We start from the raw sequence: 16161 nt of genomic DNA on the forward strand, positions 1-16161 counted from the left end.
GCCCGGTGCAATACCGAGCCCAGGCCCTCGCAGCCTAGGATTTCCATTAACCGGTCCAACCCACGGGGTCCAGTGCACGGCAATGGGACATTGATCCACACCCGGGGGCCGAAACAGGGCAGAGGTCCGGGGCGGAGTGTCCGGTAAGTGCATATTCCAAGCAAGCGCGCTTGATTTTAAGTACTACGAATGACCGAAAGGACTTGTAAAAGTACGACGAATGCGAGAAGGTGAGCTTGTTCACTTTTCAGTGAGGAGACAGCTCATGGTGCGAGGCGCACCCGCCAGGCCGGTCCAACTTCCCGTTCCCAATGCAGATGTCTGGGACTGGCAACTCGACGGTCTGTGTCGTGGTCTCGACTCGTCCGTGTTCTTACATCCCGAAGGGGAGCGAGGCCGTGCCCGCGCCACTCGGGAGAAAACCGCCAAGCAGGTCTGCGGCCGGTGCCCGGTGCTGGAGCAATGCCGTCAGCACGCACTCGAAGCGAACGAGCCGTACGGCGTGTGGGGCGGAATGTCTGCACACGATCGCGCAGACTTCTACCGCGGAGCCGTTCGTACCGCTTGATCCTGCTGTACCGGTGCTGCGGAGACTTCGTAGACGATCTCAAGGCCGTCCTCGTCATCCCATTGCTCACCCACTTCGATGAACGCGAAGCTCTCGATGAGGGCCAGCGAGGGCGTGTTGTTCGGGCTGACTGTGGCGCGAACACTACGCACCTCCTTGTGTTGCCGTGCAACGGCGAGAAGGGTTTCTACCGAACGTCTGGCATGGCCTCGTCGACGAAACTCAGGATCGACTCGGTACCCGATCTCCACCATCCCCGTCTCGTCGGGAGCTCCGTGGAAGCCGGCCACGCCGACTGGCATGGCGACGTTCGGGTCGACCATCAGCCGCGTGATCCACGATGCATCACCGGGGATGTCGATGATCTGCTCGCTTCTCCTCCGCCACAGGCTGCGGCATTCGACCCCGGCGAGATAGGGCGAAACACAGTGGTGTGATGCGGGAATCGACTGTCCCGCGGCCAAGGCGTGCAGCATCTCCGCGGGAATTGCGTCCAGGCGAAGTCGTGACAGGTGGGGCTGGGGATGACGCCACGGGGCACTTGTCATAGTCATTGGCGAGACCTTTCCACTCTTTCCCGCCGATCAGCCTTTCATTCTCGGTCCACGATTAGGTCGAGCACAACGCCGCTCGAGTCGAAGCCGAAACGGGAGTTGAGCGGCAAGCGATGTGCTTCAGGTTTCAAACTTTCGATACCTTGGCGAACTATTTTGGCTCAAACCCTTGTCTTGGACGTATGTGCCGTTTTATGTTCGAAGCGTCCAGAAGCACGAAACAACTCATGTTTCTCGAGGAGTAAACATGCAGGTCAGACGAGCTATCGGGGGAGTATTAATCGGGGTTGCCGTTCCCGCACTGGCCATGGCGGGAGTGCAATGAGCCTCGGCTGAACCTATTCAGCCGCAACCGCAAACGCCCGCTTCTGTCGCCAGGCACATTCGCCTTCCACTCCACGAAAACGGTTGCGTGGTGGGCAATGACAACGGCCGATGTGTTGGCGGCGGGGTGTACAAGCGAGAGGATGCGAGATGGCAGCACCACTGATCAATTCATCGCAAATTCCTGCCCCGATCAAGGTCGGGTCGCGGATACCACAAGGCACCTCGATAGATCGCATCATTGCTGTGCTGGAGCCTCTGGACGGGAAAGTGACGCGTGTAAGCGAGACGTCAGCCCGGATCGACGCCGGCAACATAGCCATTTACCGAATGTTGGGAACATCGCTAGCTCTCGGGCGGCGTAACTTGCCAATTGCCGTCTCGATTGATGTCAGGGACCAAAAGCCCTCAGTTTCAGTGACATTGAGAGACACGATTGCCGTGGTACTCCGTGTGCGGAGTGAGGGTGATGCGCTGAATGAACGCGTCGCGGAGATCAACGAGCTTCTCAATGTTGTATGACTTCCGATTCCGCGGTACTGCGAGCTACTGATCTCACAATTTCGGTGGCGGATCGCGCACTAGGGCAGTATCTCCATTGCGTCGCTCGACGCTCTTGCACGCTCAGTCGCAGGCGGGGGGGGGGGGGGGGGGGGGGGGGGGGGGGGGGGGCCATCCCGGCGTTGTGCTCCTTGGTGGCCATAATGGTTTTGCTTCCAGCTGGATAAATGGTCCGAATGTGGAAAAGGTGGGGCGACGTAGGCGCAGACTGGAAGCGGATTGCCTCGTCATCATCGAGCGTTCACTCGTCCGAGCCGTGATCGGAAGTATCGGGGTGGGATGCAGCGCACGGTGCTGGACGTGGTCTGCGCACTGGATTCGAGGCAACCAGCGTGCTTGTCGGAAAACCTGTCGGTGGGCTCGTGTTTCATGACGACCCATGAACAAGGTCCTGCGTGCGACGCTCGTCAGTGCGGTCGTCATCACCACCGTCATCGGAATCGCGTCGTTCGTGTTGAGTTTCGCCGCACTGTGGGATCTCGCCACGATGGCGGGCGTCCCGCGATCGCTGTCCTGGTTGTGGCCCGTGATCGTCGACGGCACAATTCTGCAGGCCACGATCTCCGTCATCGCACTCGCTCAATTCGAGGAACAACGCAGTGGTCGACGCTTCTTCTGGGGAGTGTTGATCACGGCAGCTCTGGTCAGTATCGGCGCAAATGCTATGCACGCCTTCATTTCCGACGCCGGAACATTGCATCCGGCGCTGTCGGCGGCCATCGCGACGGTCGCCCCGGTCAGTCTGTTGGCCGCGACCCACGGACTCGGCATCCTCGTCCGAGTACCGGCCGAACTGCCGAACAATCCAGAGATCCTGGACGACGCCCGAAGCCTCACGCAGGCAGACGACGACACCGTGGCCGCCGACGTGGTGCCGCTGCAGACCGGGATCGAACCGAGACCGGAACTGGCTGAGCCCGCGTCTGCTGTGTCATCCACCCCGGTACCGGCCGCACCCGTCGAGGACGTTCGTCGCGAGGTGCCGGCGCGCGATATTCCGTTCACCTCCGTGCGTACGGTCGAACCATTGGACGACGTCGATCGCTGGATTCTCGACGAAGAACGGGTGGACGATCTCTATCCCGTCGACGCTCCGTGACATCCGGTGGCACCATCGAGTGATGAGCCAGAATCTGCCGAGATCCGTAGTTCCCGAGAAGCCGAAGCCGGGTCAGGAGTCGGTGTGGGATTACCCCCGTCCACCGAAGCTCGAGTCCTCCAACCGTTCGCTGGTCGTCCGGCTCGGCGGCGAGGTGGTCGCGCGCACCACCGCCGCGTACCGAGTGCTCGAAACCAGCCATCCGCCCACCTGGTACATCTCTCCCGCAGACGTGGTTCCGGGTGCGTTGACGCCGTCCGAGGCCCGTTCGACGCACTGCGAATGGAAGGGCGCGGCGACGTACTGGGACGTGCACGGCGGAGATGCCGTCGCCCCGGCCGCGGGGTGGAGCTACGAGAACCCGACACCGCGGTTCGCCGAGATCGCCGGCTACCTCGCGTTCTCACCCAGCCGACTCGACTGCGAAATCGACGGCGAGGCGGTCCGGCCGCAAGAAGGCGGTTTTTACGAGGGCTGGATCACCGACGACGTGGTCGGCCCGTTCAAGGGCATCCCGGGCTCCTACGGCTGGTGATCACTCACCCCGCGGGTAGCTCGGCGCGGGGGATGATCTGAATCGAACTCGTTGCGCCGGGGTCGCTACCGGTCACCAGAACGTCCCCGGTGCGCGGGTCCACGGCAACGGAGTTGGCCTGTGTCACGGTCGGGACGTCGCCCAGGATTCGCGGTGCGGAGACGTCCGAAACATCGACCACGCGCAGCAGATTCGACGCGGTCAACGTCACGAACAACAGTGCCCGGTCGCGGTCGACGGCAAGTCCGTACGGATTTCCCGGGGCCTCGATCGACGCGGTCTGGCGGATACTCCCCGCAGCGTCGACCGAGGCGAGAAGAACGGTCCCGCCGTCGGTATCGGCGAACCCGGCTGTTGTCTCGTTCACCGTCACGGCGTGGGTCAGCTTGACGCCGATCGGGGCCTGCGCCACCTCCCGCTGGGTCGCGCCGTCGTAGACCCACACACCGTTGCCCTGCACGTCTGCGACGGCGGCGTACGGGCCGAGAGCGGCAGCGCCACCGGGCTGGACCGGGCCCGGCGGTAGCTCCGACAAGACCGATCCCTCGCGCAGGAAGATCACCCCGCCGCCCATCTCGTTGGTGGCCACGATGGTGCCGCCGGAGGTGAGCACCGCGTCGTGCGGCTGCCGTCCGACACCGGTGGCCGTGGACAGGATCGCGCCGTCGTTGAGCGCCACTTCGAGTAGTTCGTCACTGCCTTCGAGCGGGACCAGGACCGGGCCGTCGGGACCTGCCAGCGAAAGATGCCGGGGTGCGCCCGTCGTCGGGACCATCTGCCGGACGGCACCCGTCGCCGCGTCGAACAGCACCACGCCGTCGGGCTCGCGTACTCCGGCGGCGGCGATGCCCGACGTCCCCACGACGATGCCCTCGGGAGCCCCCGGGAGCGGAACGACAGTTCCGATGGGATCGGCAGAATCGGGCGCCTGGGCGGGTTCGGCTGCCGGAGTTGTTGCCGGAGTGGATGCCGGCGAGGGGGATTCGTCAGGGGTAGACGAGCACCCCACGAGCAGGAGGCACATGACCGTCGCCGCGGCGAAAGCGGTTTTCACGATCGGCGGTACTGCTCGAAGTGCAGGGCATCGTCCAGTGGACGCCCCGTGCGCCAGCCGAATCGCTCGAGATCCGGTACCTCCTGGAACGATTCGACCGGGCCCACACACAACCATGCGATCGGACGCACCGGGGCGGGGATGTCGAGCAGTTCGGTGAGGTACGCCTCGTCGTAGAACGACACCCAGCCGACCCCGACGTTCTCGGCTATCGCTGCGAGCCAGAGGTTTTCGATGGCCAGTACTGCCGAGAACAATCCGGTGTCGTCGACGGTATCGCGGCCGAGGACGTGCGGGCCTCCCCGGTTCGGGTCGTTCGTGACCACCACTCCGGTGCCGCTGGTCTCGATCCCTTCGATACGGATGGGGTCGAACGTCTGTCGGCGCTCGGAGTCGAGCTTGTCCGCGAAGTCCTGTCGGCAGTCGGCGACGTGTGCGGCGAAGGCGCTCAACGTGTCGGGTTTGCGGACCACTATGAAATCCCAGGGCTGGGTGTTACCGACGCTCGGTGCCTGGTGCGCTGCGCCGAGGATGCGGCGCAAGGTGTCGTCGTCGACGACGGTTCCGTCGAACTCGGCTCGCACGTCGCGGCGAGATCGAATGGCCGCGTATACCGACAGTGTGGCTTCGGTCATGATATCCGTTCTCCGATAACAGTTTTCAAGTTCTCGTTCAGTTCGTCGACGAGGGCGGGCAGGTGCTCGCCGGGGGTGGGGCGGCCCAGATGGAAGCCCTGCGCCCGTCCGCATCGCAGCTCACGCAACACCGATACCGTCCTTTCGTCCTCTACGCCCTCTGCGGTCACCGACAGTCCCAGTGTGCGCGCCAGTTCGATGGTCGAGCGAACGATGGCGGCGTGAGTGGCATTGTGCGACATTCCGCTGACGAACGTTCGATCTATCTTGAGTTCCTGGACCGGGAGGCGCTCGATGTAGGCCAGGGAACTGTAGCCCGTGCCGTAATCGTCGATGGCGACCTGCACTCCCATGGCGTGCAGACCGGCCAGCACCTCGGTGGCACCGGCGGGGTCGGTCATCGCCGAGCTCTCGGTCACCTCCAAGGTCAACTGCTCTGCAGGGCAATCGAACTCGGACAGGGCTCGGGACACGTGGAAGATCAGACTGTCGTCGAACAGGTTTCGGGTGGAGATGTTGACGGCCATGCGCAGGTGCAGGCCCGATGCCGCCCATCGCTGTCGTTCCGCCAGGGCTTGCTCGAGAACGTAGCGGGTCAGTGGGCGGATCAGTCCGGTGTGCTCGGCCGTGGGCAGAAATGCGCTGGGAGAGAGAATGTCTCCGCTCGGGTGGTGCCAACGCAGCAGTGCTTCGACCCCCACCACGGTCATCGAGTCCAGATCGACCTGGGGCTGATAGCGCAGTCTCAGTTGATCCGACGCGAGGGCGGCGGTGAGCTCGCCCAGCATGATCAACTGCTCGCTCTTGTCCCGGTCCATGGACCGGTCGTAGTACGCGACGCGCGATTGCACGGTCTTCGCGGCCTGCACGGCGAGGTCGGCGCGCTGCACCAGACGGTCGGGTGTGGCGTCGTCCTCGGCGACGCCCACCGGGGCGTTCGTCGCCACCCCGACGCTCGCTTCGATGAGCAGCGACATGTTGCCCACCTCGAACGGCGTCGAAAATTGTTCGAGTATGTCGCGGGCGAGGGCTTCGGGATCCATCGAATCCGATTCACCGCACAGCGCAAATTCGTCACCGGCCAAGCGTGCCAACAAGATCGCGTCGTCGCCTACCGTGCGCAGTCGGGTGGCGACGGCGGCCAACACCTGATCTCCGAGGCCCCGTCCGAACGTGTCGTTGATTTCGGTGAAGCGGTCGATGTCGACCGTCAGCAACGTCGATTCACCGGCGTTGCCGTAGATCTTGTGTTCGAGGGCGCGCAGGTTGGCCAGCCCGGTGAGGTGGTCGGTGTCGGCTACGGCACGGAGCTGAACGGTCTGGGTGTGCAGCAGCCGCAGCAGGTCGGTGATGCGCAGGATCACCAGGACCACCAGAATGCCCGCGCACAGCATGACCGCCCATCCCCACTGTGCGATCGGCTTCTCGCGCACGACTTCGACGACCATCACGGCGGGGGCGGTGAGCGTGGCGGCGGTCAGCACGACGACGGACGGTGTGGTGAACGACGCCATCAGGTGGGCGTCGGATTCGATGGTGGGACTGGTGATTCTCCGCATCGACGGGTGGAGTGCGGCGACGCCGATGAGGACGTAGGACAGCGTCCATCCCGCGTCGAGCAGCGAGCGGTCGGCCGAGGAATCGGACACGATGGAGAAGTTGTTGACGGTGTCGGTGACGACGAGCAGGACCACCGCCGCGGTGAGCAGTCGGTAGGACAGTGCCCGCCACTGACGAGAGCCGACGAAGTGGGCGAGCAACCCGAGCAGAAAGATGTCCATCGCGGGATAGGCGACATCGACCAGCCCGGCGACGCCGGAAATGCCGTCCCCATCCAGCGACGGTTGGACCGCAAAAACCCAGGTGAGCAGTGCGAATGCGACCATCACGATAGCGCTGTTGGCGATGTGGCCGCGTTCGCTCGCCCTCCACTTGTGCCGGACCAGCAGAAACAGTCCGAAACCGTAGATCGGGTAGCCGACGAGGTAGAGCGCGTCGGCGAGCGACGGGTAGGACGCGACGCCTCCGCCGGCGTGAAGCCACTCGTAGACGATGTCGCCGAGCACCCACACCGCGGTGCCCGCGGCGACGCTCCACCAGGCGGTTCGGTTGCGCGGACGGTTGAGCCTCGTTCCCACGATCGTGGCGGCGACGGCGGACGCCCCGACCACGACGAAAATCGATTGCGACCAGACGGAGTCGGGCACCGCGAAGTAGGCGATGCAGCCGAGTACGCCGAGTGCTCCGTACCACCGCCACCAGGCCGTCACAGTTGTCTCCAGCCGTTCGCGTGATCCGACGACTCAACAATGGCACATCAGGTGACCTGGGTCACTTTCTCGGGGTGTTTTTCGGGCTCGATGCAGGTAACGGGGATGTCGGTGCCTCGTGGGAGCATGAAATCGTGGAGTCGAACGCCGGGAAGGCGAAGAGCGGGGAAGCGAGCATCATGCACGCCGATCTCGACTCCTTCTATGCCTCGGTGGAGCAGCGAGACGACCCGCGGCTGCGGGGAAAACCGGTGATCGTCGGCGGGGGAGTGGTACTCGCGGCCAGCTACGAGGCCAAGGCCTTCGGGGTACGCACCGCGATGAGCGGTGGGCAGGCGCGGGCGGTCTGTCCGCAGGCGATCGTCGTGCCTCCGCGTATGGAGGCGTACTCCCAGGCGAGCAAGGACGTGTTCGACGTCTTTCACGACACGACGCCGCTCGTCGAGGGAATCTCCATCGACGAGGCCTTTCTCGACGTCGGAGGCCTGCGCAAGATAGCGGGCAGTGCACTCGACATCGGGCAGCAACTGCGCCGCGACGTCGCCGAACAGGTCGGGCTCCCGATCACCGTCGGGATTGCCACCACCAAGTTCCTGGCGAAGGTGGCCAGTGCGTTCGCCAAACCCGACGGGCTGCTGTTGGTGCCACCCGGTGGTGAACTCGAGTTCCTGCACCCGCTGAACATCGAACGGCTGTGGGGCGTCGGCAAGGTCACCGCCGAGAAGCTGCACGTGCTCGACATCCGAACCGTGGGAGACATCGCGGCCTACGGCGAGAGATCGCTGGCCTCGGTGTTGGGAAAGGGCGCAGGAGCGCACCTGTACGCACTGGCCATGGGCCGAGATCCGCGCCGCGTGCAGCCCGGAAAGTCGCGTAGTTCCATCGGTGCCCAACGGGCCCTGGGCCGCGGGCGGCACGACGCGGCCGAGGTGGAGGCGTCGTTGATCGGCCTCGTCGATCGCGTCACGCACCGAATGCGGGGCGCGCAGCGGACCGGCCGAACCGTGATGTTGCGCTTGCGGTTTGCCGATTTCACTCGGGCCACCCGATCGCACACCCTCGATCGCGCCACCGCCGACACCCGGGACATCCTCGATGCCGCACTCGAGCTGCTGCACGAGGCGGCTCCGCTGATCGCGGAGAAGGGCATCACGCTGGTCGGGGTGACGGTCTCGAGCATCGACAGGGGTGGAGCCGAGCAACTGGAACTGCAGTTCGACGCCCCCTCGGTACGCAGACCACCCGAGGCGTCGGCTCTCGACCGTGCGTTGGACGGGGTGCACAAGAAGTTCGGGTCGACGTCGCTGACGCGCGGGGTACTGCTCGGACGAGACCCGGGGGTATCGGTACCGCTGCTGCCGGACTGACTACGTGCGCACCGTGGGCTGCACCCGAAAGCCCTCGGGCATCATGGTCAGCCGCTCCGTGACCTTCAGCCGATACGACGGGTCGGCCTGCAGATCGAAGCGTTGCAGCACGGTGCCGAGTACCAGTACGGCCTCATGGACGGCGAATTGCCTTCCGATGCATGCTCTTTCGCCCGTCCCGAAGGGCTTGTACACGTGCGCCGGCCGAGCTTTGATGCGGGCGGGCAGAAAGTTGTCGGGGTCGAATTTCTCCGGCCGATCGCCCCACACCGGATCTCGATGCAGTGCCGTCGCGAGCACGATCGCCCAGTCTCCTGCCGCCATGGGGTAGCCGTCGCCGATGACGGTGTCGGCTCGTGCGCCGCGTCCGAACGCGGGAACCGTCGGCCACAGGCGCAGTGATTCGTCCAGGACTCGGCGGACGTACCGGAGTTTGGGGACCTGGCCGAACTCCGGCTTGTCCGTCCCCCAGATTTCGTCCACCTCGGCCCGGGCACGTTCGAAGACCTCGGGGTGGGTGGCCAGGAAGTACAGTGCGAAAGACAATGCGCCAGAGGTGGTCTCGTGCCCGGCGATCAAGAACGTCAGAATCTGGTGGCCGATGTTGGTTTCGCTCAATGCATTCGGGTTGTCGGCCTCGCGCGCCGCGTCCATCATGATCTGCAGTAGGTCGGTGAAGTCCCCGTCGGACTGTCGACGAGTACGTACGACGTCGGTGAGTACCTCGGCCAGGTACTTCTTGTTCTGCTCGTATCGGCGGTCCGATCGGGCGAACAGCGGCGCGGCGAACGCCGGGATCGACACCAACGCCCGCCGTTGGTTGTACGTCAGTGCGCCGACCATCGCGGACACGAACGGGTGTGGTTCGGCGCGGGTGAACGAGCCGAAGCTGTAGCTGAATCCGGTGCGTCCGATGGTCTCGAGTGTCAGCTTCGTCATGTCCGAGGACACGTCGGTCGTCGACGCGTCGCGTGAACGTTCGGTCCAATGCTCGATCAGATCGTCCGCGACGTTCACCATGATGTCGTGGTAGCCCCGCATGGCTCCGGCGGTGAACGCCGGCCGCAGCAGATCGTGGGCCCGTTGCCAATTGGGCTCGTCGTTGTAGGCGGTGAACAGGCCGTCGGCACCGATGTCGCGGAGGCGCTCGACGCCCGGCGGCAGGAACTTCTCGAAGCGGCGTTCGTCGCAGAGATCGCCGACCACGTCGGCACCCGAGGCGAAGACGAAGCGCTTGCCGAGGATGTGGCGCTCGAACATCGGTCCGAGCCGGGCGGCCAGAGCTGTCGAATCCTGGATCGGCGAGCGCGGGTCGACACCGATGACGTCGCCCAGTATCGGCAATCGATACGGCGGATGCGGTAGTACGCCGTCTCGTAGTGCGAATTCCGTCGACATGGCCGCTCCTCAGTCCCCGAACCGACTCGTTGAACCGGTGTCAAATAGTGACCGTACTCACCGTTGAACTCGTGTCAAGTAAGGTTCGAGACCCCATGACCACACCTCGAAAACGCATGACACCGGAGCAGCGGCGTGCGCAGCTGATCGAGATCGGGTCGACCCTGTTCGCCGAACGTCCCTACGAGGACGTGTGGATCGAGGAAGTGGCAGACCTGGCCGGGGTCTCACGGGGTCTGATGTACCACTACTTCCCGTCCAAACGGGAGTTCTTCGTCGAGATCGTGCGCACCGAATCCGAGCGCAACCTCGCCGTCACCGCCCCGGACCCGTCGTTGCCGGTCCTCGAGCAAATAGCCGCCGGACTCGACGCCTACATCGCCTACACCGACGAGCATGCGCACGGCGTCCGAGCGGTCAATCGAGGCGCGCTGCTCGGAGACGACCGCATCAACGACATTCTCACGCGCGAGTTCGACATCCAGCAGCAACGCATTCTCGACGCGCTGCCGGACGAGTTCCACGACGACGAGATGATCCGGGCCGCGCTCCGCGGGTGGGTGGCATTCGTCCGCGCGGTCTGTCACGACTGGGTGGAGCGCAGGACCCTGAAGAGGGAACAGGTTCGCGAGCTGTGTCTGAAGGCGATCGCAGGTCTTCTCGAGGTGTGACGTGCGGGTCTATCGTCGGGGAATGTGCCGAAACATCACCACCCTGCGGGGCTTGGAACCACACGCCACCGACGACGAGATCGAGGCTGCGGCGCGTCAGTACGTCCGCAAGATCAGCGGAGTGCAGAAGACGTCCGACGCCACCCGTGACGCGTTCGAGACGGCAGTTGCCGAGGTGACGGCCACGACGCATCGGCTGCTCGACGCCCTGCCGGACCGGCGGCAGCCACCCCCGACGGTGCCGCCGCTCAGGCGTCCGGAAGTGCAGGCGCGGATTGCCGCCAAGGCGGCTGCCGGGGCCTGACGCGCGCTAGCAGACCACTGCATCGAATGGATGGTTTTCCGCAGAATCGGACGCGCGATCGGGGTCGAGGGTGGCAAACTGGTCGAGTCAGGCGAAGGGGGTGACGATGACCGATCGACGACGACGCACGTTCGATTCCCGAGACGGTGACGCCGAAGTCGCCGAGCCGCTGCTGCGAGCGGTGTTGTCCTACGCGCCCCGCGACGAGTCCCCGATGCCCCATCCTTCCGAGGGCATCACCTTGCGGGCCGAGAACGGATCCGGTTCGATCCGCCTGGAATTGGCCATCGCCGACGAGCTCGGGGTAGGCGTACCGGGACCGTTCGGATCCAGATTCTACGAGTGTGGATCGTTCGAAGTGGTTGTGCCGCAACGAGACCCACGTGAGGGTGCGTTGTTGATGATTCACCTGCTCGAAGCCCAGGCGCCGCACCGATTCGAGTTCACCGCATCCATGCCTGCGTGTTGGGAGTTGCGGCTCGAGCGAGACGGTTCCGTATCGGTGCTCGACGACACGGGCGACGCAGTGATATTCATCGGCCGCCCTTGGGCTTTCGACTCCGACCTGCACCCGGTGCACGTGTACTACACCATCGAGAACGGCCTGCTGGTGCAGAATGTCGGAGCTACCTCCGACACCGGATACCCCATCCTCGTCGACCCCGATCCCGAGGCGATCATCACCGGAGACGGCAGGCTCGTCACCGAGAGCTGGACACCGCGGCTGGTCGTCGGAGGCATCGTCGAGGACCTCCCGCCGCGGTCGATCTCCAGACGAAAGATCATTCCCGGCTGAAAAGTGTTGCAGCGCAATCAGAACGGATCGTGCTGAATGTGCTCCATCGGCGTACCGACCTTGCGCAGTGCGTACAGCGTGGTGCGCACCATCGACGGCGATCCAGAGATCTGGATCTGCCGATCGGCCCACGAGCCGAACCGCGTCACCACCTTGCCTACCGGGCCGTGCAGCCGATGATGCATGCCCCACGGTAGTTCGCGCGTCGGACCCGAGTGCCACCACGGATCCTCGAGCTCCTCGGTCACCGGCACCACCGTCAGCCACGGATTCGACAACGACAGCTGCCACAGTGTGTCGAGGTCGTAGAGGTCGCACGGATACGTCCCGCTGACGAACAGATGCACCCGCGGATTGGTGCTGCGCTGGGCCATCTCCATCACCTGCGCGCGCAACGGCGCCAAACCGGTGCCCCCGGCGATCATCAGCACGTCCTCGCCGATCGTGCGATCGACGTGCATGCCGCCCAGCGGCGGGCTGATCAGCCAACGGTCGCCGACAGTCGTTTCGGTGACCATCGCCGGTGATACCCAGCCCCCGGATACGCGTCGAACATGGAACTCGATCTCGCCGTAGGGGTTGCTGGGAATGGCAGGGGACAGGTAGCGCCACAGTTTGGGCCGCTGCGGAATCTGCACACTGACGTACTGGCCGGGGAAGTAGGGAATCTCCCCGTCGGTCTTCAGTCGCACCACGGCCAGGTCGTCGAGCAAACGGTGATGTTCGACGACCGTCGCGCTCCAATACGGGGGCAGTTCGTCGTTGTCGGCGGCGGCGGCCATTGCGTTGCTCACCACGGTGAGGGCGTCTCGCCAGGCGGTCTCGACCTCGTCGGTCCACATCTCGGTGCCGGCGAAGCTCCGGAAGGCGCTGATCAGCGCCGAACTCCCCGCCCGGAAATGTGCCCCGGAAATTCCGTGCTTGCGGTGGTCCCGGCCCAGCTGTTCGAGGAACGGCTCGACGCGGTCGGCGTCGTCCAGATTGTCGAAGATGTACCCCAGTGCCAGGACGAAATGCTCGCGCAATGCGTCCATCGACGCCGGGAACAGGGAACGGAAGTCGGGATACTCGGCGAAAAGGTGAGCGTAGAACGACCGGGACAGCTGTTCGGGACCGTTCGGTGCAGCCGCTACCGACTTGAATCCGGTGCGGACCAGGGAGACCGTGCGTGCGTCGAGCAACCTCCACCCCCACCGATTGACACCTACGACCGTCACCAAAGTAGACCGATCGAGACTTTCGCGCATCAGGGCTTCGCCCTCGTGCGCGTCTTGCGCCCCTCCAGGTACGCAAAACGCGCACGAGAAAAATCAAGGTTGAGCGGAACAGACTCAACTTGTCTATGGTTGTACCCAGCGACACGCTCGAACCCCACACTGGAAAGAAGGTGACCGGTGGACAGTTTCACTCCCACCACGAAGTCGCAGGCAGCACTTTCGGCTGCCCTGCAGGCCGCATCCGCGGCCGGTAACCCGGATATTCGTCCGGCACATTTGTTGGTGGCGTTGCTCGATCAGACCGACGGCATCGCCACACCATTGCTGAAGGCCGTCGGCGTCGACCCCGCAACGGTGCGTCGAGAAGCGCAGAACCTCGTCGACCGCCTGCCCTCGGCGTCCGGTTCGACCACCACTCCGCAACTCGGCCGTGAAACCCTCGCCGCGATCACCGCAGCGCAGCACCTGGCCACCGAACTGGACGACGAGTTCGTCTCCACCGAACACCTCATGGTGGGTCTCGCGACCGGAAACGACGACGTCGCCAAGCTCCTCTCCGGCCATGGTGCCGGAGCCAACGAGCTGCGCGACGCGTTCCAGGCGGTCCGCGGCAGTGCCCGCGTCACCAGCGCGGATCCGGAGAACACCTACCAGGCGCTGGAGAAGTACAGCACCGACCTGACGGCGCTCGCCCGAGAAGGCAAGCTCGATCCCGTCATCGGCCGCGACACCGAAATCAGGCGTGTCGTCCAGGTGCTGTCCCGGCGAACCAAGAACAACCCCGTTCTGATCGGTGAGCCCGGTGTCGGCAAGACCGCCATCGTCGAAGGACTCGCGCAACGCGTCATCGCCGGCGACGTGCCCGAAAGCCTGCGAGGCAAGACCGTCGTATCCCTCGATCTCGGTTCGATGGTCGCCGGCGCGAAGTTCCGCGGTGAGTTCGAGGAACGGCTCAAGGCCGTGCTCGACGACATCAAGAACTCCGCCGGTCAGGTCATCACGTTCATCGACGAGCTGCACACCATCGTGGGCGCAGGAGCCACCGGCGACTCGGCGATGGACGCGGGCAACATGATCAAGCCGATGCTTGCTCGCGGCGAGCTCCGACTCGTCGGCGCGACCACCCTCGAGGAGTACCGCAAGTACATCGAGAAGGACGCCGCCCTCGAACGCCGCTTCCAACAGGTCTACGTCGGGGAGCCGTCGGTCGAAGACACCGTCGGCATCCTGCGCGGACTCAAGGAACGCTACGAGGTGCACCACGGCGTCCGAATCACGGACTCCGCCCTGGTGGCCGCCGCGACCCTCAGCGACCGGTACATCACGGCCCGGTTCCTGCCGGACAAGGCCATCGACCTCGTCGACGAGGCTGCATCACGTCTGCGCATGGAGATCGACTCGCGCCCCGTCGAGATCGACGAGGTGGAGCGAGCCGTCCGTCGCCTCGAGATCGAGGAGATGGCCCTGGCCAAGGAGACCGACGACGCCTCGAAGGCCCGGCTGGACAAACTGCGTCAGGAACTCGCCGACCTGCGGGAAAAGCTGGCCGAACTCAGCACGCGGTGGCAGAACGAGAAGAACGCCATCGACTCGGTGAGGGCGCTCAAGGAAGAACTCGAGAACCTGCGCGGAGAATCCGATCGTGCCGAACGCGACGGTGATCTCGGCAAGGCCGCCGAACTGCGGTACGGCCGGATCCCGACCCTGGAGAAGGAACTCGCGGCCAAGACCGAGGACTCACCTGCCCAGGGCGACGTGATGCTCAAGGAGGAGGTAGGCCCGGACGACGTCGCCGACGTGGTGGCGGCGTGGACCGGAATTCCGGCCGGCCGAATGCTGGAAGGCGAGACCGCCAAACTGCTGCGGATGGAAGACGAACTCGGCAAGCGAGTCGTCGGACAGAAAGATGCAGTGCAAGCGGTGTCCGACGCCGTCCGACGGGCCCGCGCCGGGGTGGCCGACCCGAACCGTCCGACGGGCTCGTTCCTGTTCCTCGGACCCACCGGCGTCGGTAAGACCGAGCTCGCGAAAGCGTTGGCGGAGTTCCTCTTCGACGACGAACGCGCGATGGTGCGCATCGACATGAGTGAGTACAGCGAGAAGCACGCCGTCGCCAGGCTCGTCGGTGCCCCTCCGGGCTACGTCGGCTACGAGGCCGGCGGGCAGCTGACCGAGGCGGTACGCAGGCGTCCGTACACGGTGGTGCTCTTCGACGAGGTGGAGAAGGCTCACCCGGATGTGTTCGACATCCTGCTGGCCGTGCTCGACGAGGGCAGGCTCACCGACGGTCAGGGCCGCACGGTCGACTTCCGCAACACGATCCTGATCCTCACCTCGAACCTCGGTGCCGGCGGTACCAAGGACGAAGTGATGGACGCGGTGCGGCGCTCGTTCAAGCCCGAGTTCGTCAACCGGCTCGACGACGTCGTCGTGTTCGACGCACTGTCGGAGGACCAGCTCGAGTCGATCGTCGACATCCAGCTCGGCTTCCTCGCGAACCGTCTGGCAGCTCGTCGACTGACTCTCGACGTGTCGTCGCCGGCCAAGATGTGGCTGGCCGTACGCGGTTACGACCCGCTGTACGGTGCTCGACCGCTTCGCCGACTGATTCAGCAGGCAATCGGCGACCAGCTGGCGAAGCTCCTCCTCGCCGGCGACGTGCACGACGGCGACGTGGTGCCCGTCAACGTCAGCCCCGACGGCGAACGGCTCATCCTGGGCTAACGCCCGAGCCGGCAACCAGCCGGAGCAGGCCCGCACGAGACCTCGTGCGGGCCTGCTGTCGGTAGCCACTGTCGACGTTCTCGG

General features: G+C 64.8%; 15 protein-coding genes. 9 read left to right on the forward strand and 6 right to left on the reverse strand.

Going from position 1 to position 16161, the window contains the following annotated elements; genetic code table 11:
• Nucleotides 1–265 precede the first annotated feature (265 nt).
• A complete protein-coding gene (locus tag VF34_RS10265) occupies nt 266–568 on the forward strand; it encodes a WhiB family transcriptional regulator (RefSeq protein WP_045841004.1) in 303 nt (100 codons plus the stop codon).
• Here VF34_RS10265 and VF34_RS10270 read toward each other — a convergent pair.
• A complete protein-coding gene (locus VF34_RS10270) occupies nt 541–1122 on the reverse strand; it encodes a GNAT family N-acetyltransferase (protein WP_045841005.1) in 582 nt (193 codons plus the stop codon). The genes VF34_RS10265 and VF34_RS10270 overlap by 28 nt on opposite strands.
• Before the next feature lie 474 nt (nt 1123–1596).
• On the opposite strand from VF34_RS10270, the gene VF34_RS10275 reads away from it, so the two are divergent.
• The 3 genes from VF34_RS10275 to VF34_RS10285 all read left to right on the forward strand — a co-directional run bounded on the left by VF34_RS10275 (nt 1597) and on the right by VF34_RS10285 (nt 3641).
• Nucleotides 1597–1968 carry a hypothetical protein gene (locus tag VF34_RS10275; RefSeq protein ID WP_155289521.1) on the forward strand — a complete coding sequence of 124 codons (372 nt, stop codon included), beginning with the start codon at nt 1597–1599 and terminating at the stop codon, nt 1966–1968.
• 418 nt (nt 1969–2386) lie between these two features.
• Nucleotides 2387–3106, forward strand: a complete 720-nt coding sequence (locus VF34_RS10280) for a DUF2637 domain-containing protein (RefSeq protein WP_032373668.1) — start codon at nt 2387–2389, stop codon at nt 3104–3106.
• Nucleotides 3107–3128: 22 nt separating this feature from the next.
• Nucleotides 3129–3641 carry a DUF427 domain-containing protein gene (locus VF34_RS10285; protein WP_032364925.1) on the forward strand — a complete coding sequence of 171 codons (513 nt, stop codon included), beginning with the start codon at nt 3129–3131 and terminating at the stop codon, nt 3639–3641.
• Between the two features lie 4 nt (nt 3642–3645).
• Here the strand turns inward: VF34_RS10285 and VF34_RS10290 are convergent, their stop codons facing one another.
• Genes VF34_RS10290 through VF34_RS10300 form a run of 3 tightly spaced genes read right to left on the reverse strand, consistent with a single transcriptional unit; the run spans nt 3646 to nt 7600 of the window.
• Nucleotides 3646–4695, reverse strand: coding sequence for a YncE family protein (locus tag VF34_RS10290; RefSeq protein WP_231578211.1), 1050 nt, complete (start codon nt 4693–4695; stop codon nt 3646–3648).
• On the reverse strand, nt 4692–5315 hold the full coding sequence (gene bluB, locus VF34_RS10295) for a 5,6-dimethylbenzimidazole synthase (protein ID WP_197077456.1): 624 nt from the start codon (nt 5313–5315) through the stop codon (nt 4692–4694). The genes VF34_RS10290 and bluB overlap by 4 nt, the downstream gene beginning before the upstream one ends.
• 11 nt (nt 5316–5326) lie before the next feature.
• Nucleotides 5327–7600 (reverse strand): putative bifunctional diguanylate cyclase/phosphodiesterase, encoded by a 2274-nt coding sequence (locus tag VF34_RS10300; protein ID WP_045841389.1) that lies wholly within the window; start codon nt 7598–7600, stop codon nt 5327–5329.
• Between the two features lie 134 nt (nt 7601–7734).
• Here VF34_RS10300 and dinB point away from each other — a divergent pair, with 134 nt between their 5' ends.
• The gene (dinB, locus tag VF34_RS10305) at nt 7735–8967 is read left to right on the forward strand and encodes a DNA polymerase IV (protein ID WP_268987813.1); all 1233 of its coding nucleotides are present in this window, start codon (nt 7735–7737) and stop codon (nt 8965–8967) included.
• Here dinB and VF34_RS10310 read toward each other — a convergent pair whose 3' ends face one another.
• Complete coding sequence (locus VF34_RS10310; RefSeq protein WP_032373672.1) at nt 8968–10365, reverse strand: cytochrome P450; 1398 nt, start codon at nt 10363–10365, stop codon at nt 8968–8970. It lies immediately after the preceding gene.
• 95 nt (nt 10366–10460) lie between these two features.
• On the opposite strand from VF34_RS10310, the gene VF34_RS10315 reads away from it, so the two are divergent.
• The 3 genes from VF34_RS10315 (at nt 10461) to VF34_RS10325 (ending at nt 12136) form a co-directional block, all read left to right on the forward strand.
• Nucleotides 10461–11036, forward strand: coding sequence for a TetR/AcrR family transcriptional regulator (locus VF34_RS10315; protein WP_027494321.1), 576 nt, complete (start codon nt 10461–10463; stop codon nt 11034–11036).
• A 22-nt stretch (nt 11037–11058) separates the two neighbouring features.
• Nucleotides 11059–11340, forward strand: coding sequence for a DUF2277 domain-containing protein (locus VF34_RS10320; protein ID WP_032373673.1), 282 nt, complete (start codon nt 11059–11061; stop codon nt 11338–11340).
• Between the two features lie 106 nt (nt 11341–11446).
• Entirely contained in the window at nt 11447–12136 is a 690-nt protein-coding gene (locus tag VF34_RS10325) for a hypothetical protein (protein WP_155288677.1), read from the forward strand.
• A gap of 17 nt (nt 12137–12153) precedes the next feature.
• Here VF34_RS10325 and VF34_RS10330 read toward each other — a convergent pair whose 3' ends face one another.
• Nucleotides 12154–13317 (reverse strand): globin domain-containing protein, encoded by a 1164-nt coding sequence (locus VF34_RS10330; RefSeq protein WP_027494318.1) that lies wholly within the window; start codon nt 13315–13317, stop codon nt 12154–12156.
• A gap of 213 nt (nt 13318–13530) precedes the next feature.
• On the opposite strand from VF34_RS10330, the gene clpB reads away from it, so the two are divergent.
• A complete protein-coding gene (clpB, locus tag VF34_RS10335; RefSeq protein WP_032364931.1) occupies nt 13531–16077 on the forward strand; it encodes an ATP-dependent chaperone ClpB in 2547 nt (848 codons plus the stop codon).
• Nucleotides 16078–16161 lie beyond the last annotated feature (84 nt).

The organism is Rhodococcus sp. PML026, assembly GCF_000963615.1.
Lineage (GTDB): Bacteria > Actinomycetota > Actinomycetes > Mycobacteriales > Mycobacteriaceae > Rhodococcoides > Rhodococcoides fascians.

Coding starts and splice junctions, on each gene's coding strand:
- VF34_RS10265 (WP_045841004.1), top strand. CDS start 266: ATGGTGCGAGGCGCACCCGCCAGGCCGGTCCAACTTCCCGTTCCCAAT.
- VF34_RS10270 (WP_045841005.1), bottom strand. CDS start 1,122: ATGACTATGACAAGTGCCCCGTGGCGTCATCCCCAGCCCCACCTGTCA.
- VF34_RS10275 (WP_155289521.1), top strand. CDS start 1,597: ATGGCAGCACCACTGATCAATTCATCGCAAATTCCTGCCCCGATCAAG.
- VF34_RS10280 (WP_032373668.1), top strand. CDS start 2,387: ATGAACAAGGTCCTGCGTGCGACGCTCGTCAGTGCGGTCGTCATCACC.
- VF34_RS10285 (WP_032364925.1), top strand. CDS start 3,129: ATGAGCCAGAATCTGCCGAGATCCGTAGTTCCCGAGAAGCCGAAGCCG.
- VF34_RS10310 (WP_032373672.1), bottom strand. CDS start 10,365: ATGTCGACGGAATTCGCACTACGAGACGGCGTACTACCGCATCCGCCG.
- VF34_RS10315 (WP_027494321.1), top strand. CDS start 10,461: ATGACCACACCTCGAAAACGCATGACACCGGAGCAGCGGCGTGCGCAG.
- VF34_RS10320 (WP_032373673.1), top strand. CDS start 11,059: ATGTGCCGAAACATCACCACCCTGCGGGGCTTGGAACCACACGCCACC.
- VF34_RS10325 (WP_155288677.1), top strand. CDS start 11,447: ATGACCGATCGACGACGACGCACGTTCGATTCCCGAGACGGTGACGCC.